Origin of the sequence: Loktanella sp. Alg231-35 (genome assembly GCF_900143545.1) — a bacterium.
Lineage (GTDB): Bacteria > Pseudomonadota > Alphaproteobacteria > Rhodobacterales > Rhodobacteraceae > Yoonia.
In genome coordinates, this window is sequence record NZ_FREV01000003.1 from 242,242 (window position 1) to 262,779 (window position 20,538).

Annotated in this window: 23 protein-coding genes and 1 pseudogene; 12 read left to right on the plus strand and 12 right to left on the minus strand. The window is 57.2% G+C overall.

What is annotated here, in order from left to right; translation table 11 throughout:
- Window positions 1-89: 89 nt before the first annotated feature.
- The 7 genes from DHN10_RS08110 to DHN10_RS08140 all read left to right on the plus strand — a co-directional run bounded on the left by DHN10_RS08110 (window position 90) and on the right by DHN10_RS08140 (window position 8,260).
- Window positions 90-1,355 (plus strand): sugar ABC transporter permease, encoded by a 1,266-nt coding sequence (locus tag DHN10_RS08110; RefSeq protein WP_108814788.1) that lies wholly within the window; start codon window positions 90-92, stop codon window positions 1,353-1,355.
- Window positions 1,355-2,104, plus strand: a complete 750-nt coding sequence (locus DHN10_RS08115) for an ATP-binding cassette domain-containing protein (protein WP_108814790.1) — start codon at window positions 1,355-1,357, stop codon at window positions 2,102-2,104. Before DHN10_RS08110 ends, DHN10_RS08115 begins: the two co-directional genes overlap by 1 nt.
- A complete protein-coding gene (gene xylB / locus DHN10_RS08120; RefSeq protein WP_108814792.1) occupies window positions 2,104-3,543 on the plus strand; it encodes a xylulokinase in 1,440 nt (479 codons plus the stop codon). Before DHN10_RS08115 ends, xylB begins: the two co-directional genes overlap by 1 nt.
- A complete protein-coding gene (gene xylA, locus DHN10_RS08125) occupies window positions 3,540-4,844 on the plus strand; it encodes a xylose isomerase (protein ID WP_108814794.1) in 1,305 nt (434 codons plus the stop codon). Before xylB ends, xylA begins: the two co-directional genes overlap by 4 nt.
- Before the next feature lie 116 nt (window positions 4,845-4,960).
- A complete protein-coding gene (locus DHN10_RS08130; protein WP_234417080.1) occupies window positions 4,961-5,875 on the plus strand; it encodes a hypothetical protein in 915 nt (304 codons plus the stop codon).
- Window positions 5,872-7,080 (plus strand): hypothetical protein, encoded by a 1,209-nt coding sequence (locus DHN10_RS08135; protein WP_108814797.1) that lies wholly within the window; start codon window positions 5,872-5,874, stop codon window positions 7,078-7,080. Before DHN10_RS08130 ends, DHN10_RS08135 begins: the two co-directional genes overlap by 4 nt.
- Window positions 7,073-8,260 (plus strand): glycerate kinase type-2 family protein, encoded by a 1,188-nt coding sequence (locus DHN10_RS08140; RefSeq protein ID WP_108814799.1) that lies wholly within the window; start codon window positions 7,073-7,075, stop codon window positions 8,258-8,260. The genes DHN10_RS08135 and DHN10_RS08140 overlap by 8 nt, the downstream gene beginning before the upstream one ends.
- Before the next feature lie 25 nt (window positions 8,261-8,285).
- On the opposite strand, the gene DHN10_RS08145 is transcribed toward DHN10_RS08140, so the two are convergent.
- Window positions 8,286-9,572 carry a cytochrome-c peroxidase gene (locus DHN10_RS08145; RefSeq protein WP_373456677.1) on the minus strand — a complete coding sequence of 429 codons (1,287 nt, stop codon included), beginning with the start codon at window positions 9,570-9,572 and terminating at the stop codon, window positions 8,286-8,288.
- On the opposite strand from DHN10_RS08145, the gene DHN10_RS08150 reads away from it, so the two are divergent.
- Entirely contained in the window at window positions 9,567-10,067 is a 501-nt protein-coding gene (locus DHN10_RS08150; protein WP_234417081.1) for a tetratricopeptide repeat protein, read from the plus strand. The two genes, DHN10_RS08145 and DHN10_RS08150, sit on opposite strands and share 6 nt — an antisense overlap.
- A 69-nt stretch (window positions 10,068-10,136) precedes the next feature.
- Here DHN10_RS08150 and DHN10_RS08155 read toward each other — a convergent pair whose 3' ends face one another.
- The 4 genes from DHN10_RS08155 to DHN10_RS08170 all read right to left on the minus strand — a co-directional run bounded on the left by DHN10_RS08155 (window position 10,137) and on the right by DHN10_RS08170 (window position 11,414).
- Window positions 10,137-10,526, minus strand: coding sequence for a VOC family protein (locus DHN10_RS08155; RefSeq protein WP_108814800.1), 390 nt, complete (start codon window positions 10,524-10,526; stop codon window positions 10,137-10,139).
- Between the two features lie 95 nt (window positions 10,527-10,621).
- Entirely contained in the window at window positions 10,622-10,846 is a 225-nt protein-coding gene (locus tag DHN10_RS20005; RefSeq protein ID WP_108814802.1) for a GDCCVxC domain-containing (seleno)protein, read from the minus strand.
- Window positions 10,822-11,031 (minus strand): mercury resistance system transport protein MerF, encoded by a 210-nt coding sequence (merF, locus tag DHN10_RS08165; RefSeq protein ID WP_108814804.1) that lies wholly within the window; start codon window positions 11,029-11,031, stop codon window positions 10,822-10,824. The genes DHN10_RS20005 and merF overlap by 25 nt, the downstream gene beginning before the upstream one ends.
- Window positions 11,028-11,414, minus strand: a complete 387-nt coding sequence (locus DHN10_RS08170) for a hypothetical protein (protein ID WP_108814806.1) — start codon at window positions 11,412-11,414, stop codon at window positions 11,028-11,030. Before DHN10_RS08170 ends, merF begins: the two co-directional genes overlap by 4 nt.
- A gap of 42 nt (window positions 11,415-11,456) precedes the next feature.
- Here DHN10_RS08170 and DHN10_RS08175 point away from each other — a divergent pair, with 42 nt between their 5' ends.
- Entirely contained in the window at window positions 11,457-11,870 is a 414-nt protein-coding gene (locus DHN10_RS08175; protein WP_108814808.1) for a MerR family transcriptional regulator, read from the plus strand.
- On the opposite strand, the pseudogene DHN10_RS20180 reads toward DHN10_RS08175, so the two are convergent.
- Both DHN10_RS20180 and DHN10_RS19690 read right to left on the minus strand, forming a co-directional pair.
- Window positions 11,856-12,063, minus strand: a pseudogene (locus DHN10_RS20180) (hypothetical protein); the annotation flags it as partial. The gene DHN10_RS08175 and the pseudogene DHN10_RS20180 sit on opposite strands and share 15 nt — an antisense overlap.
- A 248-nt stretch (window positions 12,064-12,311) precedes the next feature.
- The gene (locus DHN10_RS19690; RefSeq protein ID WP_159086952.1) at window positions 12,312-12,905 is read right to left on the minus strand and encodes a hypothetical protein; all 594 of its coding nucleotides are present in this window, start codon (window positions 12,903-12,905) and stop codon (window positions 12,312-12,314) included.
- Window positions 12,906-13,004: 99 nt separating this feature from the next.
- Here DHN10_RS19690 and DHN10_RS08185 point away from each other — a divergent pair, with 99 nt between their 5' ends.
- Window positions 13,005-13,547: a Crp/Fnr family transcriptional regulator gene (locus DHN10_RS08185; protein ID WP_159086953.1), complete on the plus strand. Its 543-nt coding sequence runs from the start codon at window positions 13,005-13,007 to the stop codon at window positions 13,545-13,547.
- A gap of 6 nt (window positions 13,548-13,553) precedes the next feature.
- Here DHN10_RS08185 and DHN10_RS08190 read toward each other — a convergent pair whose 3' ends face one another.
- Window positions 13,554-14,453 carry a LysR family transcriptional regulator gene (locus DHN10_RS08190; RefSeq protein ID WP_108814814.1) on the minus strand — a complete coding sequence of 300 codons (900 nt, stop codon included), beginning with the start codon at window positions 14,451-14,453 and terminating at the stop codon, window positions 13,554-13,556.
- 91 nt (window positions 14,454-14,544) lie between these two features.
- On the opposite strand from DHN10_RS08190, the gene DHN10_RS08195 reads away from it, so the two are divergent.
- Together DHN10_RS08195 and DHN10_RS08200 are read left to right on the plus strand one after the other, a co-directional pair.
- Window positions 14,545-15,261, plus strand: coding sequence for a DUF4386 domain-containing protein (locus tag DHN10_RS08195; RefSeq protein ID WP_108814816.1), 717 nt, complete (start codon window positions 14,545-14,547; stop codon window positions 15,259-15,261).
- Between the two features lie 12 nt (window positions 15,262-15,273).
- Window positions 15,274-16,299 (plus strand): NAD(P)-dependent alcohol dehydrogenase, encoded by a 1,026-nt coding sequence (locus DHN10_RS08200; protein WP_108814818.1) that lies wholly within the window; start codon window positions 15,274-15,276, stop codon window positions 16,297-16,299.
- 48 nt (window positions 16,300-16,347) lie between these two features.
- Here DHN10_RS08200 and DHN10_RS08205 read toward each other — a convergent pair whose 3' ends face one another.
- From DHN10_RS08205 to DHN10_RS08220, 4 genes are all read right to left on the minus strand, one after another.
- The gene (locus DHN10_RS08205) at window positions 16,348-17,832 is read right to left on the minus strand and encodes an inorganic phosphate transporter (RefSeq protein WP_108814820.1); all 1,485 of its coding nucleotides are present in this window, start codon (window positions 17,830-17,832) and stop codon (window positions 16,348-16,350) included.
- A gap of 97 nt (window positions 17,833-17,929) precedes the next feature.
- Complete coding sequence (locus tag DHN10_RS08210; protein ID WP_108814822.1) at window positions 17,930-18,313, minus strand: NUDIX hydrolase; 384 nt, start codon at window positions 18,311-18,313, stop codon at window positions 17,930-17,932.
- A gap of 270 nt (window positions 18,314-18,583) precedes the next feature.
- Entirely contained in the window at window positions 18,584-19,363 is a 780-nt protein-coding gene (locus tag DHN10_RS08215; protein ID WP_108815147.1) for a HalD/BesD family halogenase, read from the minus strand.
- A gap of 108 nt (window positions 19,364-19,471) precedes the next feature.
- Window positions 19,472-20,536, minus strand: coding sequence for a TRAP transporter substrate-binding protein (locus DHN10_RS08220; protein WP_108814824.1), 1,065 nt, complete (start codon window positions 20,534-20,536; stop codon window positions 19,472-19,474).
- Window positions 20,537-20,538 lie beyond the last annotated feature (2 nt).

Genomic DNA, 20,538 nt, shown 5'->3' on the forward strand with positions numbered 1-20,538 from the left:
TCTGAACAACGACAAAAAGGCCCCATCCGCGCTGGCGGGTGGGGCTTTCTATTAGCCAACCCGGCAAGGGGTTGAAGGGGAGGAATCCAATGTCGGGCGGACTTGGGAATTTAATCAAAACACTTCAGATTGATACGCGGCTTTTGGGCATGATCGGTGCCTTCATCGTGATCTCTTTGGTGTTTCATGTCGCAACCGGGGGCACGTTTCTGACACCTCGGAACCTGTTCACGCTGACATTGCAGACCGCATCGGTCGCGGTCATGGCCACGGGTATGGTCTTTGTGATCGTGACCCGGAACATTGACCTGTCGATCGGCTCTATGCTGGGTATTGTCGGGATGCTGATGGGTGTCATTCAGGTGCAAATCCTGCCTGATTTCCTAGGCTTCGGGAACCCTGCGATTTGGGTGATCACCGTTGTCATCGGCCTTTTCCTAGGTGCTGCAATTGGTGCCTTTCAAGGCTGGTTGATCGGGTATCTGGTGATCCCATCTTTTATTGTGACGCTTGGTGGCCTGTTGATCTGGCGCGGTGGCGCATGGTGGGTGTCAAAGGGCACGACCATTTCGCCGCTTGATCCAAATTTCGTTATGCTTGGTGGTGCATCCGGCACAATCGGTGTCACGGCAAGCTGGGCCTTGGCCATTGTTGGTTCGATCCTGACCATTCTTTTCCTGATCAACACACGGCGCAAGCACATCAGCCATGACTTTGCGGTTAAACCGCTATGGGCAGAATATGCCTTGGGCGCGATCCTTGTCGCGGCGATCTGCGGGATCACTGCGATCATGAATGCCTATCTGGTGCCAACCCGCATTCTGCAACGCCGCTTTGCTGCTGAGGGGCTCGAGATGCCAGAAGGCTATACCGAAGCCTACGGTTTCCCGATCTCGGTCCTGATTGTGCTTTTCGTGACAATCGCCATGACGGTGGTTGCCAAGAAAACGCGCTTTGGTCGCTACATCTTTGCGATGGGCGGCAACCCTGACGCAGCAGAGCTGTCGGGCATCAACACCCGTATGCTGACCGTGAAAGTTTTCGCCTTGATGGGGGCTTTGACAGCTATCGCAGCCGTCATCGCCTCGGCCCGTTTGGGGTCCGCCGGTTCATCCTTGGGTGAACTTGACGAACTCCGCGTCATTGCCGCTGCTGTGATTGGCGGTACTGCGCTGGCTGGTGGCGTCGGTACGATCTACGGGGCGATCCTTGGTGCCCTGATCATGCAGGCGCTGGTGTCCGGCATGGGCATGGTTGGCGTCGACAGCCCGCTGCAAAACATGATCGTGGGTGGCGTGCTGATCCTCGCTGTCTGGATCGACATTATCTACCGCCGCAAAACAGGAGACGCATAATGAGCACCCCACTTTTGGAAATGCGCAATATCTCGATCCACTTTGGCGGAATCAAAGCGGTTGACGATGTATCCATCGACGTGATGCCGGGCGAAGTTGTGGGCCTGTTGGGCCACAACGGGGCAGGTAAATCGACGCTGATCAAGATCCTGTCTGGCGCCTACAAAAAGGACGCAGGCGAGATTTTCGTGGACGGTCAGAAGGTTGAGATCAACAGCCCCATTGATGCCCGCGAACATAACATCGAGACGATTTACCAAACACTTGCCTTGTCCGACAACCTTGATGCCGCATCAAACCTGTTTTTGGGGCGCGAGATCACGACCAAATTTGGTCTGGTTGATGACACAGCAATGGAAGCGGAATCGCGCAAGATCATGGCGCGGCTCAACCCGAACTTCCAACGCTTCTCTGAACCTGTGCGGTCACTTTCAGGTGGTCAGCGTCAATCGGTTGCGATTGCACGTGCGGTCTATTTCAACGCTCGTATCCTGATCATGGATGAACCAACAGCCGCCTTGGGTGTCCATGAAACGGCAATGGTTGCGGACCTGATCAAAGAACTAAAGGCCCAAGGCCTTGGCATCTTCCTGATCAGCCACGACACCCGTGAAATGATGGATCTTTGCGACCGTGTGTCGGTGATGAAGAACGGCCAGTTGATCGGCACAGAGCGGGTCGAAGACGTGACCGAGGATGACATTCTGTCGATGATCATCATGGGCAAGAACCCCAAAAAGGCCGCGTAATGTTCATTGGCCTTGATCTGGGAACGTCGGGTCTCAAGGCTGTTTTGATCAACGAAGGGCAGGCGATTGTCGCGGAAGCGACAGCGCCGCTAGAGGCTGTGCGCCCGGCACCCGGTTGGTCAGAACAAGCCCCCGCAACATGGCTGGATGCCGCAGACGCCGCGATACGCGCCCTTGGGGCGCAGGTTTCGCTGGGGACGGTCAAAGCGGTTGGTTTGTCCGGACAGATGCATGGGGCAACCCTGCTCGATGCCAATGACGAAGTGCTGCGGCCTTGTATCCTGTGGAACGACACGCGTTCTGCGGTTGAGGCCGCCGAACTGGATGCTGATCCAAAGTTTCGCGCGCTGACCGGCAATATCGTGTTTCCGGGCTTTACTGCGCCCAAGCTGGTCTGGGTTGCGCGGAACGAACCAGAGGTGTTTGCCCGCGTCAAACGCGTCTTGCTGCCCAAGGACTATCTGCGCCTTTGGCTGACTGGGGAAGCTGTGGCCGAGATGTCAGATGCCGCTGGCACTAGCTGGCTGGACGTGGGCCAGCGCGATTGGTCGGATGATCTGCTGACCGCTACAGGGATGACCCGCGCGCAGATGCCACGGCTTGTGGAAGGCTCCGAAGTATCCGGCCAAATCCGCAACGACCTGGCCATGCGCTGGGGCCTGCCCGCGGGCGTCGTTGTCGCAGGCGGGGGCGGTGACAATGCGGCCAGTGCCGTGGGCGTTGGTGTGGTAAAGGCAGGCGATGCGTTTGTGTCGCTTGGTACATCGGGCGTGCTGTTTGCCGCGTCGGACGCCCATCAGCCGGATGCGGCGACGGCCGTGCACACATTCTGCCACGCCTTGCCGGATACATGGCACCAGATGGGGGTGATCCTTGCTGCCGCTGATGCGTTGAATTGGTTTGCAGGTATCGCGGACAAACCTGCAGCCGCCCTGACGGATGGTCTCGGCCCCTTGCAGGCGCCCGGACGGCCGCTATTTTTGCCATATCTTGGCGGCGAGCGGACGCCGCATAATGACGCCAGCATTCGTGGATCATTCCTGCATCTGGATCACAGCACTGATCAGGCGGCACTGACCCGCGCGGTGCTGGAAGGTGTCACCCATGCGGTGCGCGACAGCTATGATGCGTTGTCGGCCACAGGCACTAAGATCAATCGGCTGATCGCGGTCGGCGGCGGTTCCAAATCCGACTATTGGGTGCAGGCGATTGCCACCTCACTGAACATGCCCATCGCATTGCCCGTTGCCGGCGATTTCGGTGGTGCATTCGGCGCGGCGCGTTTGGGCATGATGGCGGCAACCGGGGCAGGGGCCGAAGTGGCGACACCCCCCGATATCGCCCGCACGATTGACCCTGACACATCACTCACCAGCGCCTTTGCCGAGGCGCACGCAAGATACCGCGCCAGCTATGACGCGTTGAAAGGACTGACATGACCGACTTTTTCAAAGGCATCACCGCTGTTAAATATGAGGGCCCCGACAGCGACAACGACTATGCCTTCCGCCACTACAACCCCGAAGAAGTGGTGATGGGCAAACCAATGAAGGATCATCTGCGATTTGCCGCGGCTTATTGGCATTCCTTCGCGTGGCCCGGTGGCGATCCCTTTGGCGGGCAGACCTTTGACCGGCCGTGGTTTGACGAAAGCATGGATGCCGCCCGGCTTAAGGCGGATGTTGCGTTTGAGATGTTCCAGATCCTGGGCGTACCCTACTTTTGTTTCCACGATGCGGACGTGCGGCCAGAGGGTGCAACATTCGCGGAAAGCACGAAGAACCTTGAGCAAATCGTTGATTACTTTGGTGAAAAGATGGATGCGACAGGAGTAAAGCTGCTCTGGGGCACGGCCAATCTGTTCTCGCACAAGCGGTTCATGTCGGGTGCGGCCACGAACCCAGCCCCGGATGTCTTTGCCTATTCGGCTGCCACCATCAAGACCTGCATGGATGCGACGATGAAACTGGGCGGTGAAAACTATGTCCTTTGGGGCGGGCGCGAAGGTTATGAGACCCTGTTGAACACCGACATGGGGCGTGAACGCAGGCAGGCAGGCCGCATGTTGCAGATGGTTGTCGACTACAAGCACAAGACAGGCTTCAAAGGCGCGATCCTGATTGAACCCAAACCGCAGGAACCAACCAAGCATCAGTATGACTACGACGTGGCCACGGTTTACGGTTTCCTCAAAGAGTTCGGGCTTGAGGGCGAGGTGCAGATGAACATCGAGCAGGGTCATGCGATACTTGCGGGCCATTCGTTTGAGCATGAACTGGCGATGGCACGCGAGTTGGGCATTTTCGGCTCTATCGATATGAACCGCAATGACTATCAATCTGGCTGGGACACCGACCAGTTCCCCAACAATGTGCCAGAAATGGCCTTGGCTTATTACGAGGTGCTGCGCGCAGGTGGTTTCACGACTGGGGGCACCAACTTTGATGCAAAACTGCGCCGTCAGTCGCTGGATGCCGAAGACCTGATCCTTGCCCATGTCGGCGGGATGGATGCTTGTGCCGCAGGGTTGAAAGCAGCCGCCGCAATGCTGGAAGACGGCAAGCTGGAGGAGGCGCGCAACGCACGTTACGCCGGATGGGACACGCCCGATGCGCAGGGATTGTTGACGCAAGCGACGCTGGATCACTGCTATGACAGTGTTCTGCGCGATAACATCAACCCTGAACCTCGTTCTGGCCGTCAGGAGCGGTTGGAAAATCTGGTGAACCGGTACCTTTGATACGGGTGTTTCCGACCGACCTTGTGCCTTTGCGGTCCCGCCCATAACGTGGGCCGCAAAGGGACAGGTCCAAGGCGTTGATCGGCACATTATTCAAGACATTCAGGCGCAGATACATGGATGTGACCTTGCGGTCAGGTCCAGACTTCACTGTGCGCATTGTCGAGCGACCGGGGCTTTGGATGGCACCGCAGGCCTTGGCTGATCTGAGCGCAGACTTGCGCCGGATTGCAGGCCGGACTTTGGATGCGGGTAGTCTGACCTATGGGGTTTTCTCGGGCGACCACGCCCGGATGGGTGCGGTTATCATCACGCTGGTGTCTCGGCGCGATGGCACGCCGGTGGCGTTCAACGCGCTGGCTGTCATGCAACTTGATACAGAGCCGCGCCCAACCGAAGTTCTGCATCTGGGGCTGGTGATGGTGGACCCAGATGAGCGTTCCAAGAACCTGTCTTGGGTGCTGTACGGGCTGACCTGTTTTTTGATCTTTTTCCGCCGCCAGTTCCGGCCTGTTTGGGTGTCCAACGTCACGCAGGTGCCTGCGGTTGTGGGGATGGTCAGTCAGATGTTTTCAACCGTCTGGCCGTCGCCGGATGGCGGGCGGCGCACGCTGAACCACCTGCTTTTGGCACGCGAAATTATGGCCACACATCGTGATGTCTTTGGTGTGGGCGATGACGCGGGGTTTGATGAAGACCAGTTTGTGATCACCGATGCCTATACCGGTGGGTCTGATGATCTGCGCAAAACATGGGATGCAGCGCCCAAGCACCGCGAGGCACGTTACAACAGTTTCTGTGAGCAGCGGCTGGACTACACGCGCGGCGATGATGTGCTGCAACTGGGGCAGATGGATGTCGCTGCCATGCGCGGTTATTTGGCGCGCGAAGTGCCAAAGTCAGCGGTTCTTGCATTGCTGGCTACGGGCGCTTTGGTGGCGCTGCGCCGGATCGTTTTACCTGCGGTGCATTGGTTTGATGCAAGGCAAAGCTGGTCCATCCTGCGCCCTTATCGTGGCGACAAATCATGATCTCGGCGGCCACTGTCCTGACCCAGCTTTACCTGTCTTGTGCGGCATTGCTGGGGCTTTTTGTGTTGCGACGGGTGCTGATCCGGCGCGATCCGTGGGATCCTATCAACCGGCGGTTCCTGTTTGGCGTGCTGGTCATGATGGTCCTGTTTCTGGGGCGTGCGTTGATGATTATGACGGGGATCGAGGCGTTTCGCATTCTTGTCCTTTGCGCCGCTGCGGTGATCCCTCTGGCGGTGTTGATCCTGACCGAGGGGCTGTTGCGCCGCCATGCGCCGCCCGTCATCAAAGCGCTTATCGGTGGCGGTGCGATCCTCTTTGCGCTGTCGGCGCTGTGGTATTCTGACAGCATAGACCCTGGGCGGCTGTTCAGCCTGCTGGGGTTCCAACTGCTGGGTTTCCTCGTCTCCGGGTGGTTGGTCGCCAGCCGGGATCAGGCGTCGCTTTCGGCCAATGAAAACGCCACGGTGGTACGACTTGGGCTGTCATTGTTCTTGTTCATCCCGTTGGCGGTAGGGGATTTTCTGCTACTTTACAGTGGGTTACCGATCCAGTTCTCTGCCCTTGGCGTGCTGATCCTATGTTGGTTGGCCATTGGTTTGGGCCGCGCGCATCTGGGGCACCGGGCCACTTTGGTCAATCTGGCGGTGATGATCGGTGCGGCCGTGATCGTGGGAGCGATGATCAGCTTGTTGGCCGGGTTTGATCGCGACGGGGTGTTGATGAGCATCGCCGCGATTATGACCACCCTCTTTGTTGTGGCGATCCTGACAGACGCGCGGTCCTTGCGGTTGGAGGAACAGAGCATGGGGTTGCTGCGCCATTTGGCGACAACCAACACCGATGACCCGATGGCGTTCTTGCGCGATTTGCAGGATCATCCGCTGGTGGAAGGGGCCGTTGTCGTCAGTGAGGCAAGCTTGGCAGGCCTCGATGATGCCGTGCTGGACCGCATCTTTGCCGCCGCTCCGGTGCTGCGCCGCGCGGATCCGCCCCGATTGGGGCCGGTTGCCGAAGACCATATCGCGCATTTGTTCGACAGCTATGCCGCGACCCATGTGATGCTGGGCATGACAGCCCCGCGCGTGTTGATTGCCTTGTCGATGCCCTCGCTGAGTGCCTCACCTTCGGCAGAGCTGGAGTTGCAAGTTGTGCAAAAGATGGCGGCTTTGATGTCAGCGAAGGGGGAAAAGCCAGATGAGTGACCCGCGCGCCGAGGTGTTGCGGATTTTTCAGGCAGGCGTTGCTGCGGCTGATCCTGTCGCCGCCGTGGTGGCGCATCTCGACGATGTCGATACCCCGGCGCTGATCATTGCCGTTGGCAAAGCCGCCCGCCTGATGGCCAAAGCAGCGCTAGCGCGTTTTGCCGGGGTGCCTTGCATCGTTGTGACCAATTATGAGAACGCAGCTGAGCTGGATGGGGCTGTGGTATTCGCCGCAGGACACCCGGTGCCAGATGAAAAAGGGGCCAAGGCAGCACAGGCCGTCATCGCCGCCTTGCAAGTGGCGGCCGGGCCGGTGCTGGCGTTGATTTCGGGTGGTGGCTCTGCCTTGCTGCCGGCACCTGCGGGGCGGTTGACCCTCGCTGATAAGGCCGCCGTGAACGCCCTGTTGTTGGGGGCGGGGCTGGACATCACAGCGATGAACCTTGTGCGCCAGCAACTCTCTGATCTGAAAGGTGGCGGGGTCTTACGTCAGGCCGCACCGCAAAAGGTTACCGCGTTGATCTTGTCAGATGTGATTGGCGACGATCTGGCCGCGATCGCGAGCGGGCCAACAGTCGGGGCAATCGGCAGGCCTGAAGGGGCGATTGACGTGTTGAAAGCGGCCGGTCTTTGGGGAGACGTGCCGGAGGCGGTGCGCGCGCATCTGGAGGCCGCAAATCCCCCATCAGAGCTGCCTGAGGCGAGGAACATTTTGGTGGGGTCGAATGCCAAAAGCGTGGCAGCGATGGCTGCCGCAGCGGGGCAGGCACATGTGATCCCTGATCCGGTTGAAGGTGACGTCGCAGACGCCGCGCGCATGATTTGTGATCAGGCGCAGATCGGCACAACGCTCTGGGGTGGTGAGACGACAGTGGTTCTGAAGGGCACCGGGCGCGGGGGCCGCAATCAGGAGTTGGCTTTGCGCATTGCACTTGAGGCGGCGCGCCGGGGCTGGGCCGGTTGGACCTGCCTGCAAGGCGGCAGCGATGGGCGTGACGGCCCGACAGATGCGGCGGGCGGCGTGGTCAATCAGGGCACATTGGGCCGGATTGCCGGTCTGGATGGGTTGCTGGCCAATAACGACAGCTATGCCGCATTGGCCCAAGCGGGTGATCTGTTGATGACAGATGCGACAGGGACAAATGTTGCTGATCTTGGTGTGATGATCAGGCGAGGGTAAATGATCTTCGCCTCGGGGCCTGGCCCTAGTCGACAGGCAAGCCGCTTGGTACGTTTCGCGGGCGCCCCATGGGCCGGGTCAGGGCGGTTTCGCCGGTCAGCGCGTTGAGGAAAGCCACCAGATCAGCGATGTCATCGTCACTCAGGCTAATCGGGCGCAATTCTATCGCTGCTGCTTGGCGGGCCATTTCGGCACCATCTTCGCGGATCGCAAAATCAACCGCTGTCAGCCATGGGACATCGGGCAGGTTGGCCATATCTGGCGTCCAAGAGGTGTCACCGGGAATGGCGTGATGGCGGATGATCCCTGCAAGCGTAGGATAGGCCCCGTTGTGCCCGTAGGGCGCAGTAAGTGCCACGTTGCGCAAAGAGGGTGTTCTGAACTTATATGCATCCACCAACAGGTTGGTTTCAGCCATCCGCCCCACATCGCGCGAAATCTGATCCCAACGGCGTGTGCGTCCGGGGCCAAAAGCGGGCAGGCCAATGGCATGGAAGCTCTGATCCGTAAACAGCGGTCCCGCGTGGCATGATGCACAGCGATTATTAAAGAAAAGCTGACGACCGCGTTCCGCATCTTCGGGCAGGGGCGTTCCGGTCAGCCATTTATCGTAAGGGCTATCGTAGGATTGCCATTCGCTGATGATAAAGGCACCCAAAGAATTGCCGATTTCAACGATGGTGACGTCGCCCGGTTCCGCAACATGATCAAAGGCTTGCACGAACATTTGTCCATATTCCGGGACTGTGCGCACGCGCTTGGCGATGATCGGCCAACCCCGGTCAATGCGGTTGTGAACGGCACCCACGATGTCGTTCTCGCCAAGGTTGCCCATCATCTCGAACTGGGCTGTCATGGGGAACAGGGCCTGCGCCGCGACAAGACTGTCGAGGCCTTCGGGCAGCCATTCTTCTGCTGGGGAATCAAAGCCGTTGCCGTAGATATCAGAGACAGTCAGGCGGCCGTCATGAAATAAAATGTCGATTGAATTATGGCCGAGATTCCAAAGGCTTGGCGCGTTGCGGGGAATGCGTTTGCGGATCGCATCTGCACCGGTGCCCGCAGTACGCTCTGGGCCCACCCCAACGCCACCTTCACCGATGCCAAGTGACAGACCATCGCCGCCTGCATGATCATGGTGGTGACACGTCCCGCAAGAGATATTTCTGTTTCCTGACAGTATCTTATCGTAAAACAGCAGCTGCCCGATGCGGGCTTGATCCGGGTCCGTGGGGATGTAATCATCCGGGCCAATCCCCTGTGCGGCAGCCATGCCAGCACCCAAAATCAACCCAAGGAGGGCCGTATGCATCGCGTACACACCGCGTACAAGATCCGTGCCTACATCTGTGCGGTTTTGCTGTGTCTCACGACCCCCGCGCAAGCCGACATGGAAGAGGCGCGCGACCTGATGGAAGCGGGGGAATACGGGCAAGCGCGTGCGCTGTTTGAAGTTTACGCCCGGTCCGGCAATGCTGAAGCGGAGGAGTTGATCGGGGTCATGTACGCCCTTGGCCTCGGCGTCGCGCGCGACGACACGCGGGCGTTCGATTGGTATCTGCGGGCGTCTTTGAAAGGGCATGCGGGCGCGCAATCCGGGCTGGGCTGGTATTATGAGGTGGGGCGCGGGATCCCTGCGCCTGACATGGTCCGAGCGTATCTTTGGTACGCCTTGTCGGCAATAGGCGGTGACCCGGATGCGCTGGATTCACTGGAACTGATCACACCCCGGCTAACCACAGAAGAGCGGGCGCAGGCGGAGGTGTTGGTGGATGACTACAAGGGATGGATGTATCCGTTTCGATAGAGATTGGTTTTGTGGTGCCATGATGAGTGACTGCTTTGCGTAACGGCGACAAATCGACGGACATGCTCGTTAGGTTTGTTGTGACGCTAACCACCAAACATTACCGCATGGGTCTTTGATACCTGCCATCCGGTCGCCATGTGGGCGATCATTGGGCAGCATCACTGATGAAGCCCCAAGATGCAGTGCCGATTGATAAGTTGTATCGGCATTTTCGACGTAGATGTGCATTTGAGAGACGTTGGCAGAATAATCATCAGTGCATTCGTTCAACATGATCAAAGAGTTACCAATCAGAACGCGCGCATGTTGAACGCTGCCGTCGTCATATCTGCTTTCCTTGACTATCGTTGCATCGAAAGCGGTGACCAAAAAGTTCATCAAACGATCTGCGCCTTGAATCGTGAAATAGGGTGTGATCGTTTGTTGAGGCGTATCAGAAATGTCTATGTCGTTCATTAGATAATCCAAGCCTCGCTTTGATCAGGATGACAGGCGCATTCAACGTCGCAACCTGCCGTGATGCAGTCAACTGTTCCCAGAAATGATCTGCCCTATGCGCAACAAGAGTTGCCTTCTTGGATCGGGGGGCACGGCACAGTTGCGTAGGAACAGTATACGCAACAGTCACCTTCGAGCGGTTTCAGCACGGTGTGACATGACTTGCATTCATAAAACCACTGACAGGCATCCGTGGGCATGGTCTCGGTTTCCACATGCCCGCAAGATGGACAGATCAAAGTGGATTCCAAAACTACTTTTGTTTCTTGCGTCGCCATAGCGCGTACCCCGTCAGTATAAGAAAGCCCGCCAATATAGGCAGTAAAACAGCATCGTTATAGACGACGCCAAGCATGCCCGTCAGGCCAAGTGCCGTCAGCACAATCGGCAACAACGGGGTAAAGCAGCACAGGATTGCCAAGATCGTGCCGCCGACACCAAGTGCGAGTAATTTGTTCTTCATCGGGTCGATCTCCACACATCCCACATGAACCGCTGCGCTGAGGCTTCCCAATATGGCGAAGACAACGCGAGCAAAAAGGCAATGCTTGCAAGCGACGTCCAGACGACGGTGGACCGCCTGCGCGTCACGCAGGGTTTTGGCCGAACCACCCGATACCACGCCCAGACAAGCGCAATGGCAACACCGACCAAGATGAACCCACGATAAGCAATGAATGGTCCAAGCATCGCCAACCATGTACCACCAAGGCCAATGATCGATAGACCAATAGGCAGCACGCAACATGACGCTGACAACAACGCAAGAGCTGCTGCGAGCGGCATGAGCATCCGACTGATCAAGCCGGGTTCTATCGCTGTTTGTTCATTTGCATCCGCACTCATTTTGCCTTTCTACTTCCTGTAGCGGCTACAGGAGCAAGCAAAATGTTCACGATTGGAAAGGCATCAGAGCAAAGCGGCGTGAATATCGAAACGATCCGTTACTATGAACGCGAAGGTGTAGTGCCAAAGCCGGGGCGATCTGCGGGGGGGCGCAGGCTTTATTCACCCAATGAGATAGCGAAACTGAGGTTTGTTCGGCGATGCCGGGACTTGGGTTTTCCTATCTCGATTATCCAAACCTTCCTTTCACTGACGGAGCAGGAAGATCGTTCATGCACAGAGGTGAAAACCTTGGCGGAAAGTCATTTGGATGAGATCAATGCCAAAATCGAAAACCTGACGCTCCTTCGCGAGGCACTTCGCAGCCTGTCCGCAAACTGCGACGATGGGACAGCAGCGTGCCCGATGCACGACGCTTTGATGAAAGATGGCTTTGGTGAATTGATATCCGAGTGAAGCAGACCTGAGATGGATTCCACCCCGACGGGCCAGCTTGGCGACACGGTTTGGGCAACTGGTCTCCTCTAGCTCCACCAGATGACGCTTGTGACGCGGCTTTTCCGTAAAGTCTCATCCATTTCTAAAGCGAGTAGGCGCTGAGACCCAATCGCTCTGAACCATCGCGAACTGGATACCCACGTTTCGTGATTTGATGCGCTGCATCGCGATTGAAATCGCCACTGAAATTTGGCTACCTCGCAACGGCCGAACACGCAGCCAATCCCTTTTCAATCGACACTGCACAAGCGGCAGAAGACTGGACGATGCTCCAAGTTGTTGGGTTGGGGCCTGGCGGCACTGAAATTGCTGGTGGTGCGTGGATCTTGCTCACCGGCGCGCGTGGCATAGCGACCCGAGTGCTAGCGATTGGGGATGTGGCGGGGGCCATCGCATGGTTTATTGCTGTTGGCCTGTATCTGACTCTAGCGGCACCGAAATCGCTAGACATGATGCGTATCGGAATCGGTACCTTGCCGTAAAAAGCCCAAGCAAGATTGCGGTAAGCACGGCTGCTGTCGTCAAAACGGATTTGGCAATTGTCGCGAAGCTGCTCGCGTAGATCGTCAGAGCGGAGAGATCAGGCCAGCGCAAAATCATGGCAACAATGCCAAGGTTTTCAATATAGTCGCAAAGAGCTGCACCAACAGACAGGATGATACCAACCCTGACGAGCCGATGGGCGGGCATGTGTTGACCAAACCACCGCATCACAGACACGAGGGTAAGCGCAAGCAGAGCTGGATAGGCGGTGTCGAGCGGGATTTGGTGACTTAGATAGTACCTGCGACCCTCTGCGCCCAATCCTTCCAACAGCGCCGCGGCATCTTGTGGGCTGTAACCTGACGGGCGCATATCAAAGGGCACCTCACCGGAAACGGCCTCGATATGGGCGAGCGTCACGGTTATCATCAGGCCATAGATCAATACCCCAAGGCCCCCAAAGCAAATCGCCGCTAACCGTAAATGTCTGGCCCAAATTCCATCAATCATTTTTCAAACTCCTTTATCTGTGCCAGACATGCCCGCAGAAGAAGCCACCCGCATTATCATTTGATAAGGCCTGCCAAGATGGATCTAAGGACGTTTTTGATGCAATCGCCTGACTTGTTTCACGGCGGCCACTGCGAAGAATTTGCATCTAAATGGGCCACTGCTCGGGTGGATGCGCGGGCAGATATGGTCCGCCAGGAAGAACCTGAACCCGATGAAATTATCCTCTTGGATGGCCAGCTTGTGAGCGCAATCTGTGATCCTGACGGCAAAGAGGTCTGCGTGGGATTCTACGTTGGCCCCTGTGTCGTGACGCCCAATATTGCGCGCGCGCGGGAGGGCCGGTCGCTCGTTTCGATCACCGCGACAACCGACGCACAAATTGCCCGGATCGACAGTGATCATCTGACACAGTTAATGATTTCGTCAGAACCCATTCGCAATTGGGCAAATGGTGCCCTACGGGACGCATTGAGCCAGAAAGCCGATCGGGAGTGGTGTCTTGCGGCCCTTGGTGGCGCTGATCGGTTAAAGTGGTTTCGTGAGACTTATCCGGGCTATGAAGACATCTTTAACCATGCGCTCATCGCGTCGTTCTTAGGGGTCACGCCTGTGACACTCAGCCGATTGCGCCGCGGATGATTATCGCTAGCGCTTGAGCTCTTCGACCAGAAAGTCATAGACGCGCCTGATCCGCCTGCTTGTCGTCAATTCGCGGTGTGCGACCAACCAGATCGGGAAAGACAAGGGCTCCAGATCGGGCAAGATTCGCACTACATCAGGTTCGGCGTCACCAATGTACGCATCCAGAATACCGATGGCAGCACCTTGTTTTACCAACTCCCACATCACCAAATAGCTTTCAGTCAGCAGCGGGAAGTTCGCTTCAGTCAGGCCGAGGCCAAGGCCGTTTAGGCCCTTCAGCATCATCCCATTGCGATCCATGTTCACAAAATCGGCGTGGCGCAAATCATAGGGCTTGGTCGGGTGGCCAAGTTTTTCAACATAGCTGGGTGCAGCATATAAGACCGCGTCTGCCATGCCGATCTTCTTAGCGATCAGATCAGGTTCTGTTGGGTGGAAATGGCGGATCGCAATGTCGGCCTCTCGGCGCAGCAAATCACTCGCATGGTTTGAAACGACGATCTCGACGTGAATACCCGGTTCTTCAAGGCGCAGCTTGGCAATGATTGGCGACAAAAGGACAGAGGCATAGATTTCGCTGGCGGAAATGCTGATCGTCCCCTCCAGCGCTTGGCTTTGACCAAGGGCGGTAAGCGATACGCGGCCCGCAGCTTCGCCCATGCCGCGTACATGGTCCAGCAATTCCATACCGCTGGGAGTTAGCGTCAGGCCGCGGCCCACACGTTCAAATAGGACGACGCCAAGCTCCTTTTCCAATCCTTCAACCTGACGCCCAAGCGTCGGCTGCGCCATGCCCAAGGCGCGGGCAGCGGCGGACAAAGACCCTTCCTCTGCCGTCACCAAAAAGGCGCGGGCCTTGTTCCAGTCAAATTTTACAGCACGCCAATCCATGCAGATATGCATATCAAAAATGGAACTTTGGTCAATTCGCATGAGTGAGTTTGAGGCGTAGACCCGCATTCATCATCAAATAGGAAATATGAGAGGATAGAAGATGAGTACAGCGTCACAATCAAACTGGGATCCGGGTGCCGCTCGCACGGCAGGTGCACTCTATCTCGCAATCGCCGTCTGCGGTGGTTTCAGCATCGGTTATGTTCCAATGCAGATCGTTGCTGGCGATGCTGCCACCTCAAGCGCCAATCTTCTGGCCAATCAGGGCCTGTTCAGGCTTGGTCTTATCGCTGATAGCTTGGTGATCTTGTTTGAACTGGCCCTCACGGCAATTCTGTATCAGATGTTCCGTCACGTCGGGCCAAAGATGGCGATGGTCGCGCTGATCTCTCGTGCGGGCATGATCACCGTGATGGGGATCAATATGTTGCTTTGGGTCATGCCTTACATCTTGCTAAGCCGTAGTACCGGCTGGGAAACGGCGCAACTGCACGCTCTTGTTCAAATGTTCTTTGACGCCCACGCCACAGGTGTGTTCGTCTGGCAGCTGTTCTTTGGCGCGCATCTGTTGGCGCTTGGCTGGCTGATCCTGAAGTCCGATGTCGTTCCACGATTGTTGGGGTGGGGCCTGTTCGTCGGCGCATTTGGTTATCTGTTGCAAGGCATCGTCGAATTGACATTCACGAATATCGCAGCACTCGACTACTCCTACATCGCGCTGCTGGTCATCGTCACCATTTCCGAAATCAGCTTTGGTCTTTGGCTGCTGATCCGTCGCAGCCGCACATCTCCCCAGTTCACACCTGCAACCGCATAAAGGAAACTTCCAATGCTTGCTTATTCATACTCACAATACGGTTCACCTGACGTGATTACGCAGGTGACACTCCCCCAGCCGACGCCGAAACCGAATGAAGTTTTGGTCCGCATTTCCGCCACCACCGTCAGTGCTGGCGACTGGCGCGCGCGCAGCCTGACAATGCCAAAGGGTCTTGGCCTGATGGGGCGGCTTGTGTTTGGCATCACTGGTCCACGCAAGCCTATCCTTGGCACTGAATTTTCTGGTGTGATCGAGGCGGTTGGCGCAAATGTCACCAATTTCCAAACCGGCGACGCCGTGATTGGATTTCCCGGTGCAGCGTTGGGCGCACATGCAGAGTTCATAACAATGCCTGCGGACGGAAAGCTGACCGCGAAGCCGGACAACATCAGCTTTGAACACGCGGCGGCGATTCCGTTTGGTGCAACAACGGCTTACGACTTTTTGGTCAACAAGGCCAAACTGCAACGGGGCGAGACGGTTCTGATCAACGGGGCCTCAGGGTCTGTCGGTTCGGCCTGTGTGCAAATCGCCAAACATCTGGGCGCACATGTCACAGCCGTCTGCAGCGGTGGGAACGCAGAGATGGTTCGTGGTTTGGGCGCAGATCACGTCATTGATTATCGCACGCAAGACGTCATTGAGACGGGCATCCAATATGACATGGTCGTCGACACCGTCGGGACGTTACCTTGGGCGCAGGCCAAGCACGCCATCAAGCGCGGAGGGAAAATGGTCCTGATTGCGGGCATAACATCGGACATGTTCCTAGGCGGCATTAAGGCGCGTCTTGCGGGTAAGAAAATGGTGGGTGGTGTCGCGTCCGAGCACCGGGATATCTTGGAGGCGGTTGTAAGCCTTGCCGCGCAAGGCGTTCTTCAGCCAGTGATCGACAGAAGCTACGCCCTTGACGATATGAAAGCAGCACATGCTCATGTCGATACGGGGCGCAAGAAGGGCAACGTGGTCGTCACGGTCAATTCTCGCAACGGCGCGCGCCGCGACAGAGGAAAGGAAATACTGCGTCAGCTATAGTTGCGGGAGCAAAACGCGGGCTCGTCCCACACAACTGCCCGCAATCTCCTAGCCCATGGCCACGCTGATCACATAGAAGATTGCCGCTGATAATGTCGCCGCTGCCGGCACCGTGATCACCCATGCTGCGATGATCGTCATGAAATGCGATCGTCGCACCAGCTTGCGCCTGCGCCGTTCTTCGGGGGCGTAATGCGGGCGATCAGGCATTGAAAGGCGGGCCTTCTTGATCCGCCGCTCGGCGTCCCATTCGCGGAAGAACCCAACGCCAAAGACACCGCCCACGGCGATATGCGTGGAGCTGACAGGCAGGCCCAGCCAACTGGCCACGATCACAGTGATCGCAGCAGAGAGGGCCACACAATAGGCGCGCATCGGGTTCAGTTTGGTGATCTGACCACCGACCATGCGGATCAGCTTGGGACCGAACAAGAACAGACCAAACGAGATGCCGAAAGCGCCGATCACCATTACCCAAAAGGGGATGGACACAGCTTGGATGAAATCACCCGACTGCGAGGCCTGCACGATGGCGGCCAGTGGCCCTACCGCGTTGGCTACATCGTTGGCCCCATGCGCAAAGCTGAGCAGGGCCGCAGAGACGACCAACGGAATGCCAAACAGCACCTTGAGAGATTTGTTCCGGTTTTCCAGCCCTTGGGATTGCTTGCGAATTGCAGGGATCATCACCATCCAGACCAACCCGCCGATCACAGCACCAATCAACAGGGCTGTTGGCAGATCAATCTTGATGATCTTCTTCAGGCCCTTCAGCGCCAGATAAGCGGCAAAGGCCCCCGCCATGATGCCCACAAGGATAGGCACCCATGTGCGTGCTGCCGCGATCTTGTCGTCGCGGTAGATGATCCGGGATTTGATAACCCAAAGAAAGAAGGCGGCAACGGCCCCACCCAGCACGGGCGAAATCACCCAGCTGGCGGCGATCTTGCCCATGGTAGGCCAGTTCACAGCAGCAAACCCCGCGGCTGCGATGCCTGCACCCATCACGCCACCTACAACCGAATGGGTGGTGGAAACCGGCGCGCCAACCCACGTGGCGAGATTCACCCAAAGTGCGGCAGACAGGAGTGCTGCCATCATCGCCCAGATAAAGATGGCCGGCGTGCCAAGGCTTTCTGGTGCAATGATCCCCTTGGCAATTGTTGAGACAACATCACCGCCCGCGATCAGAGCGCCCGCACTTTCAAAGACCACCGCAATGGCGATTGCAGCCCCCATCGAGAGCGCATTTGCCCCAACGGCAGGCCCCATATTGTTGGCCACGTCATTGGCCCCGATGTTGAGCGCCATATAGGCTCCCAGACAGGCGGCAATGACTACGATCACGGTGTTGTTTTCCTGTCCAAAGAACAGCATGGCCGCGATGCCTGCCAACAGCACAAACACAAACGATATGCCTACCCCGACCATAGGCCGCGAGACATAGTTCGTCGCTGTTTCAAGATTGGAAAAGCGGGCCAGATCCCGGTCGAGCGTTTCCAAGTGGCGTGGATCGCCTTGTTGATCTGTCATTGATGCTTGTCCCCGTTCTTTGGAACAGGACTATTGCCCCGCAAGGGCGTAACGCAAGAATTTTTCTGCCGGTTGCCTGAATTATTTGCCGGTTAAGCTACTGGCGCAAAAACAGGGACTTTAGTTCCGCCTCATTCACCATCTCGGCGGCGGTATCGGCGGCAACCCAGCGGCGCTTGCGTTCATGGGCCTCGGGAAAGTCCTCGGCGAGGTCTTTGACGGCAACGGAATAGACCAGCGTTTCGACCGGAACCTCAAGCCCATCAGCTTGGCGTTTCTGGTAGGTATAGGTGCCGACGGGCTCTGGCGTTGTCTCACCTTTGACACCCGCCTCTTCCCAGGCTTCCTGCAAGGCGGTTTCATCCGATAGCAGCCCGCGAATGGGCCAGCCCTTGGGAATGACCCAACGGCCTGTGTCCCGGCTGGTGACCAGCAGGTATTCCTTGTCCTCACCCTCACCGCGATGGCAAAGGGCAGCCATTTGCAACCGCTTGGGGCGCTGAAGTAACGGCCCCAGGACAGAGTCCCAGACCGATCTTAAGGGGGCGTACATGTGAAACCACTCAATATGTATTTTTGCTTTTGAGAGTTTATAGGCTGTTTTTCAATGGGTTGCAAATCGGAGTGAACAAATCCGCGTGTGCGAAGCAGCCGGCGGTCGCTGGGTGGGGTGCTTCTAAATCCACTTCCGCCATTTGGGTGCCACGTATACAGATAACGGCCTTGCCCCAGATCGTGGGTGTCGCAGAACTTATTCCAGACGCCCGTAGAATGTCATCCGCGCGTTTTCCGACAAGGCCACGCCGGGTTCCGCATTATAGGCCAAGACGGCCAGCATGCGGGTCTTGTCGCTTTCGTTGGGTGACACGCGATGGATGGAATTGCGTCCGCGAAACAGGACAAGCGTACCTGGCTCCATCGTCAGGACCTCAGCTGGTGATCGTCCATCCAAGAGGGATGCGACCCCGGGAAAATTCATTTCACCTGCGTCTGCATCTCGCAGATCCTTGATGTATTCAAAGCGACTACCGGCGTCGGGTTTTTCAATCAGCAAGGTGATCGCAAAGGACGAGTTGTCAAAATGCCAGCCCAGTTCCTGACCGCGTTTTGCGTAATGAATGTTGATCGATGAAAGGGGGTCTGCATAGGGATGCACCTCGGCCTGGCCCGTAACATGGCAGACGAACCGGCGAAAATCTTCACTGTCATAAAGCGCGCGTAGCGGGGAGTTGGCGGCGACGATGTCGTCGCAGATGCATCCCTTTGATGATGTGACCTGCCGGTTGGCAGGATGATCTGCGGCATAGGTTGGATCGTTTGGCGTCAGATAGACAGAATGGCTTTGGGCGCAGAAATAGGCGTTGTCCAATCCCGCTTGGCTTTCAGCTTTCATCGTTGCGAGGGCCAATGGCTGGATGAAGTCAGGCAGAACCAAAACACCAGTTTGATCAAGGGCCTGTTGGCATTGGCCAGCGAAAGATGCCTCGCTTAATGGGAACGCCTGTAGGTTGATGATGTCAGAAATGTTCATGTCTTTGCTCGCACCCAAACCATTCACTGTCATAGAAACCTGTTTTGCGGCCAAGGAAAAGGGCCGCCCTTTCAGGCGGCCCTTCCCATCTCACCAAGCGTTCACCGCTTAGTTCAAATCGCTCGCATAGGCCGCTTCCAGATCGGCCTCGGCCTCGCCCACGGCTGTGATCAGCGCGTCAAGGATGGCGTCTCCGCCGTCCACGTTGCCGCGGAACCAGTCCTGCACGGGGGCTGCGGCTTCGGCGAATGCTGCCTTTTCCTCAGGTGTCGGCACATAAAGGTCACCGCCGCCTGCGACGAAGGCTTCATAAGCCTCAATCGACTTGCGCTTAGGGGAGGCAAATGTCGCCTGCTGCAGCTGGCTAAAGCCATCCACAACCACGCGGCGCAGGTCTTCTGGCATGGCCATGAAGTTGGTGTTGCTCATCCACCAGAGCGCACCCATGTAGGCGTGACCGTCAAGTGTGACGTATTGCAAACCGGCATCCGGGAACTTCATGCCCATGATATCGGTGATGCCGTTTTTGGACCCTTCAACAACGCCTGTCTGGAACGATGTGAACAGCTCTGGCCATGGAATTGGTGTCGGTGACGCACCCAAGGCACGGACCAGTTCCTGCGGCAGATCGGCGACCACAGTGCGGATTTTCAGACCTTCCATATCGGATGGCATCGCCACACGGCGCTGCGTGTTGGCAAAGTTGCGCCAGCCGCCGGTGTTACCGACTGTCATCAGGCGGATTGTGTCGTCGCTGTCAGCCAGTGCCATGTCACGCATAGTGCGCACAAAGTCTCCTGTCAGAACATGCTCTGCCACGCGGTCGTTGGCCATCAGATATGGCAGATCAAGCACCTGCACATAAGGGAAGATGCCCGCAGCACCGCCAGAGGTAGAGATGTAGACGTCAATGGAGCCTTCAGACACGCCTTCAAGGCATTCCGCACCTGTCGCACAAAGCTGTGTGCCGATGAACAGTTCTACGGCGATGCGTCCGTTAGAGGCCGCTTCGACGTAGTTTTTGAACACAACCAGACCGTCATAGTCTTCGTCGTTCTCATTGGAGTTTGCGGTCGCGCGGATCGTGAACTCAGTGTGCCCATCTGCCCATGCAGCGAGCGGTGTCGCAAGCAGGGCCGCAGTGGCCGCGATTTTGGTAAGGTGTCTCAGCATTA

Excerpts from the sequence above, each read along its gene's own strand:
- DHN10_RS08110 (WP_108814788.1), top strand. The coding sequence starts at position 90 with ATGTCGGGCGGACTTGGGAATTTAATCAAAACACTTCAGATTGATACG.
- DHN10_RS08115 (WP_108814790.1), top strand. The coding sequence starts at position 1,355 with ATGAGCACCCCACTTTTGGAAATGCGCAATATCTCGATCCACTTTGGC.
- xylB (WP_108814792.1), top strand. The coding sequence starts at position 2,104 with ATGTTCATTGGCCTTGATCTGGGAACGTCGGGTCTCAAGGCTGTTTTG.
- xylA (WP_108814794.1), top strand. The coding sequence starts at position 3,540 with ATGACCGACTTTTTCAAAGGCATCACCGCTGTTAAATATGAGGGCCCC.
- DHN10_RS08130 (WP_234417080.1), top strand. The coding sequence starts at position 4,961 with ATGGATGTGACCTTGCGGTCAGGTCCAGACTTCACTGTGCGCATTGTC.
- DHN10_RS08135 (WP_108814797.1), top strand. The coding sequence starts at position 5,872 with ATGATCTCGGCGGCCACTGTCCTGACCCAGCTTTACCTGTCTTGTGCG.
- DHN10_RS08140 (WP_108814799.1), top strand. The coding sequence starts at position 7,073 with ATGAGTGACCCGCGCGCCGAGGTGTTGCGGATTTTTCAGGCAGGCGTT.
- DHN10_RS08150 (WP_234417081.1), top strand. The coding sequence starts at position 9,567 with ATGCATCGCGTACACACCGCGTACAAGATCCGTGCCTACATCTGTGCG.
- DHN10_RS08145 (WP_373456677.1), bottom strand. The coding sequence starts at position 9,572 with ATGCATACGGCCCTCCTTGGGTTGATTTTGGGTGCTGGCATGGCTGCC.
- DHN10_RS08155 (WP_108814800.1), bottom strand. The coding sequence starts at position 10,526 with ATGAACGACATAGACATTTCTGATACGCCTCAACAAACGATCACACCC.
- DHN10_RS20005 (WP_108814802.1), bottom strand. The coding sequence starts at position 10,846 with ATGGCGACGCAAGAAACAAAAGTAGTTTTGGAATCCACTTTGATCTGT.
- merF (WP_108814804.1), bottom strand. The coding sequence starts at position 11,031 with ATGAAGAACAAATTACTCGCACTTGGTGTCGGCGGCACGATCTTGGCA.
- DHN10_RS08170 (WP_108814806.1), bottom strand. The coding sequence starts at position 11,414 with ATGAGTGCGGATGCAAATGAACAAACAGCGATAGAACCCGGCTTGATC.
- DHN10_RS08175 (WP_108814808.1), top strand. The coding sequence starts at position 11,457 with ATGTTCACGATTGGAAAGGCATCAGAGCAAAGCGGCGTGAATATCGAA.
- DHN10_RS19690 (WP_159086952.1), bottom strand. The coding sequence starts at position 12,905 with ATGATTGATGGAATTTGGGCCAGACATTTACGGTTAGCGGCGATTTGC.
- DHN10_RS08185 (WP_159086953.1), top strand. The coding sequence starts at position 13,005 with ATGCAATCGCCTGACTTGTTTCACGGCGGCCACTGCGAAGAATTTGCA.
- DHN10_RS08190 (WP_108814814.1), bottom strand. The coding sequence starts at position 14,453 with ATGCATATCTGCATGGATTGGCGTGCTGTAAAATTTGACTGGAACAAG.
- DHN10_RS08195 (WP_108814816.1), top strand. The coding sequence starts at position 14,545 with ATGAGTACAGCGTCACAATCAAACTGGGATCCGGGTGCCGCTCGCACG.
- DHN10_RS08200 (WP_108814818.1), top strand. The coding sequence starts at position 15,274 with ATGCTTGCTTATTCATACTCACAATACGGTTCACCTGACGTGATTACG.
- DHN10_RS08205 (WP_108814820.1), bottom strand. The coding sequence starts at position 17,832 with ATGACAGATCAACAAGGCGATCCACGCCACTTGGAAACGCTCGACCGG.
- DHN10_RS08210 (WP_108814822.1), bottom strand. The coding sequence starts at position 18,313 with ATGGCTGCCCTTTGCCATCGCGGTGAGGGTGAGGACAAGGAATACCTG.
- DHN10_RS08215 (WP_108815147.1), bottom strand. The coding sequence starts at position 19,363 with ATGAACATTTCTGACATCATCAACCTACAGGCGTTCCCATTAAGCGAG.
- DHN10_RS08220 (WP_108814824.1), bottom strand. The coding sequence starts at position 20,536 with ATGCTGAGACACCTTACCAAAATCGCGGCCACTGCGGCCCTGCTTGCG.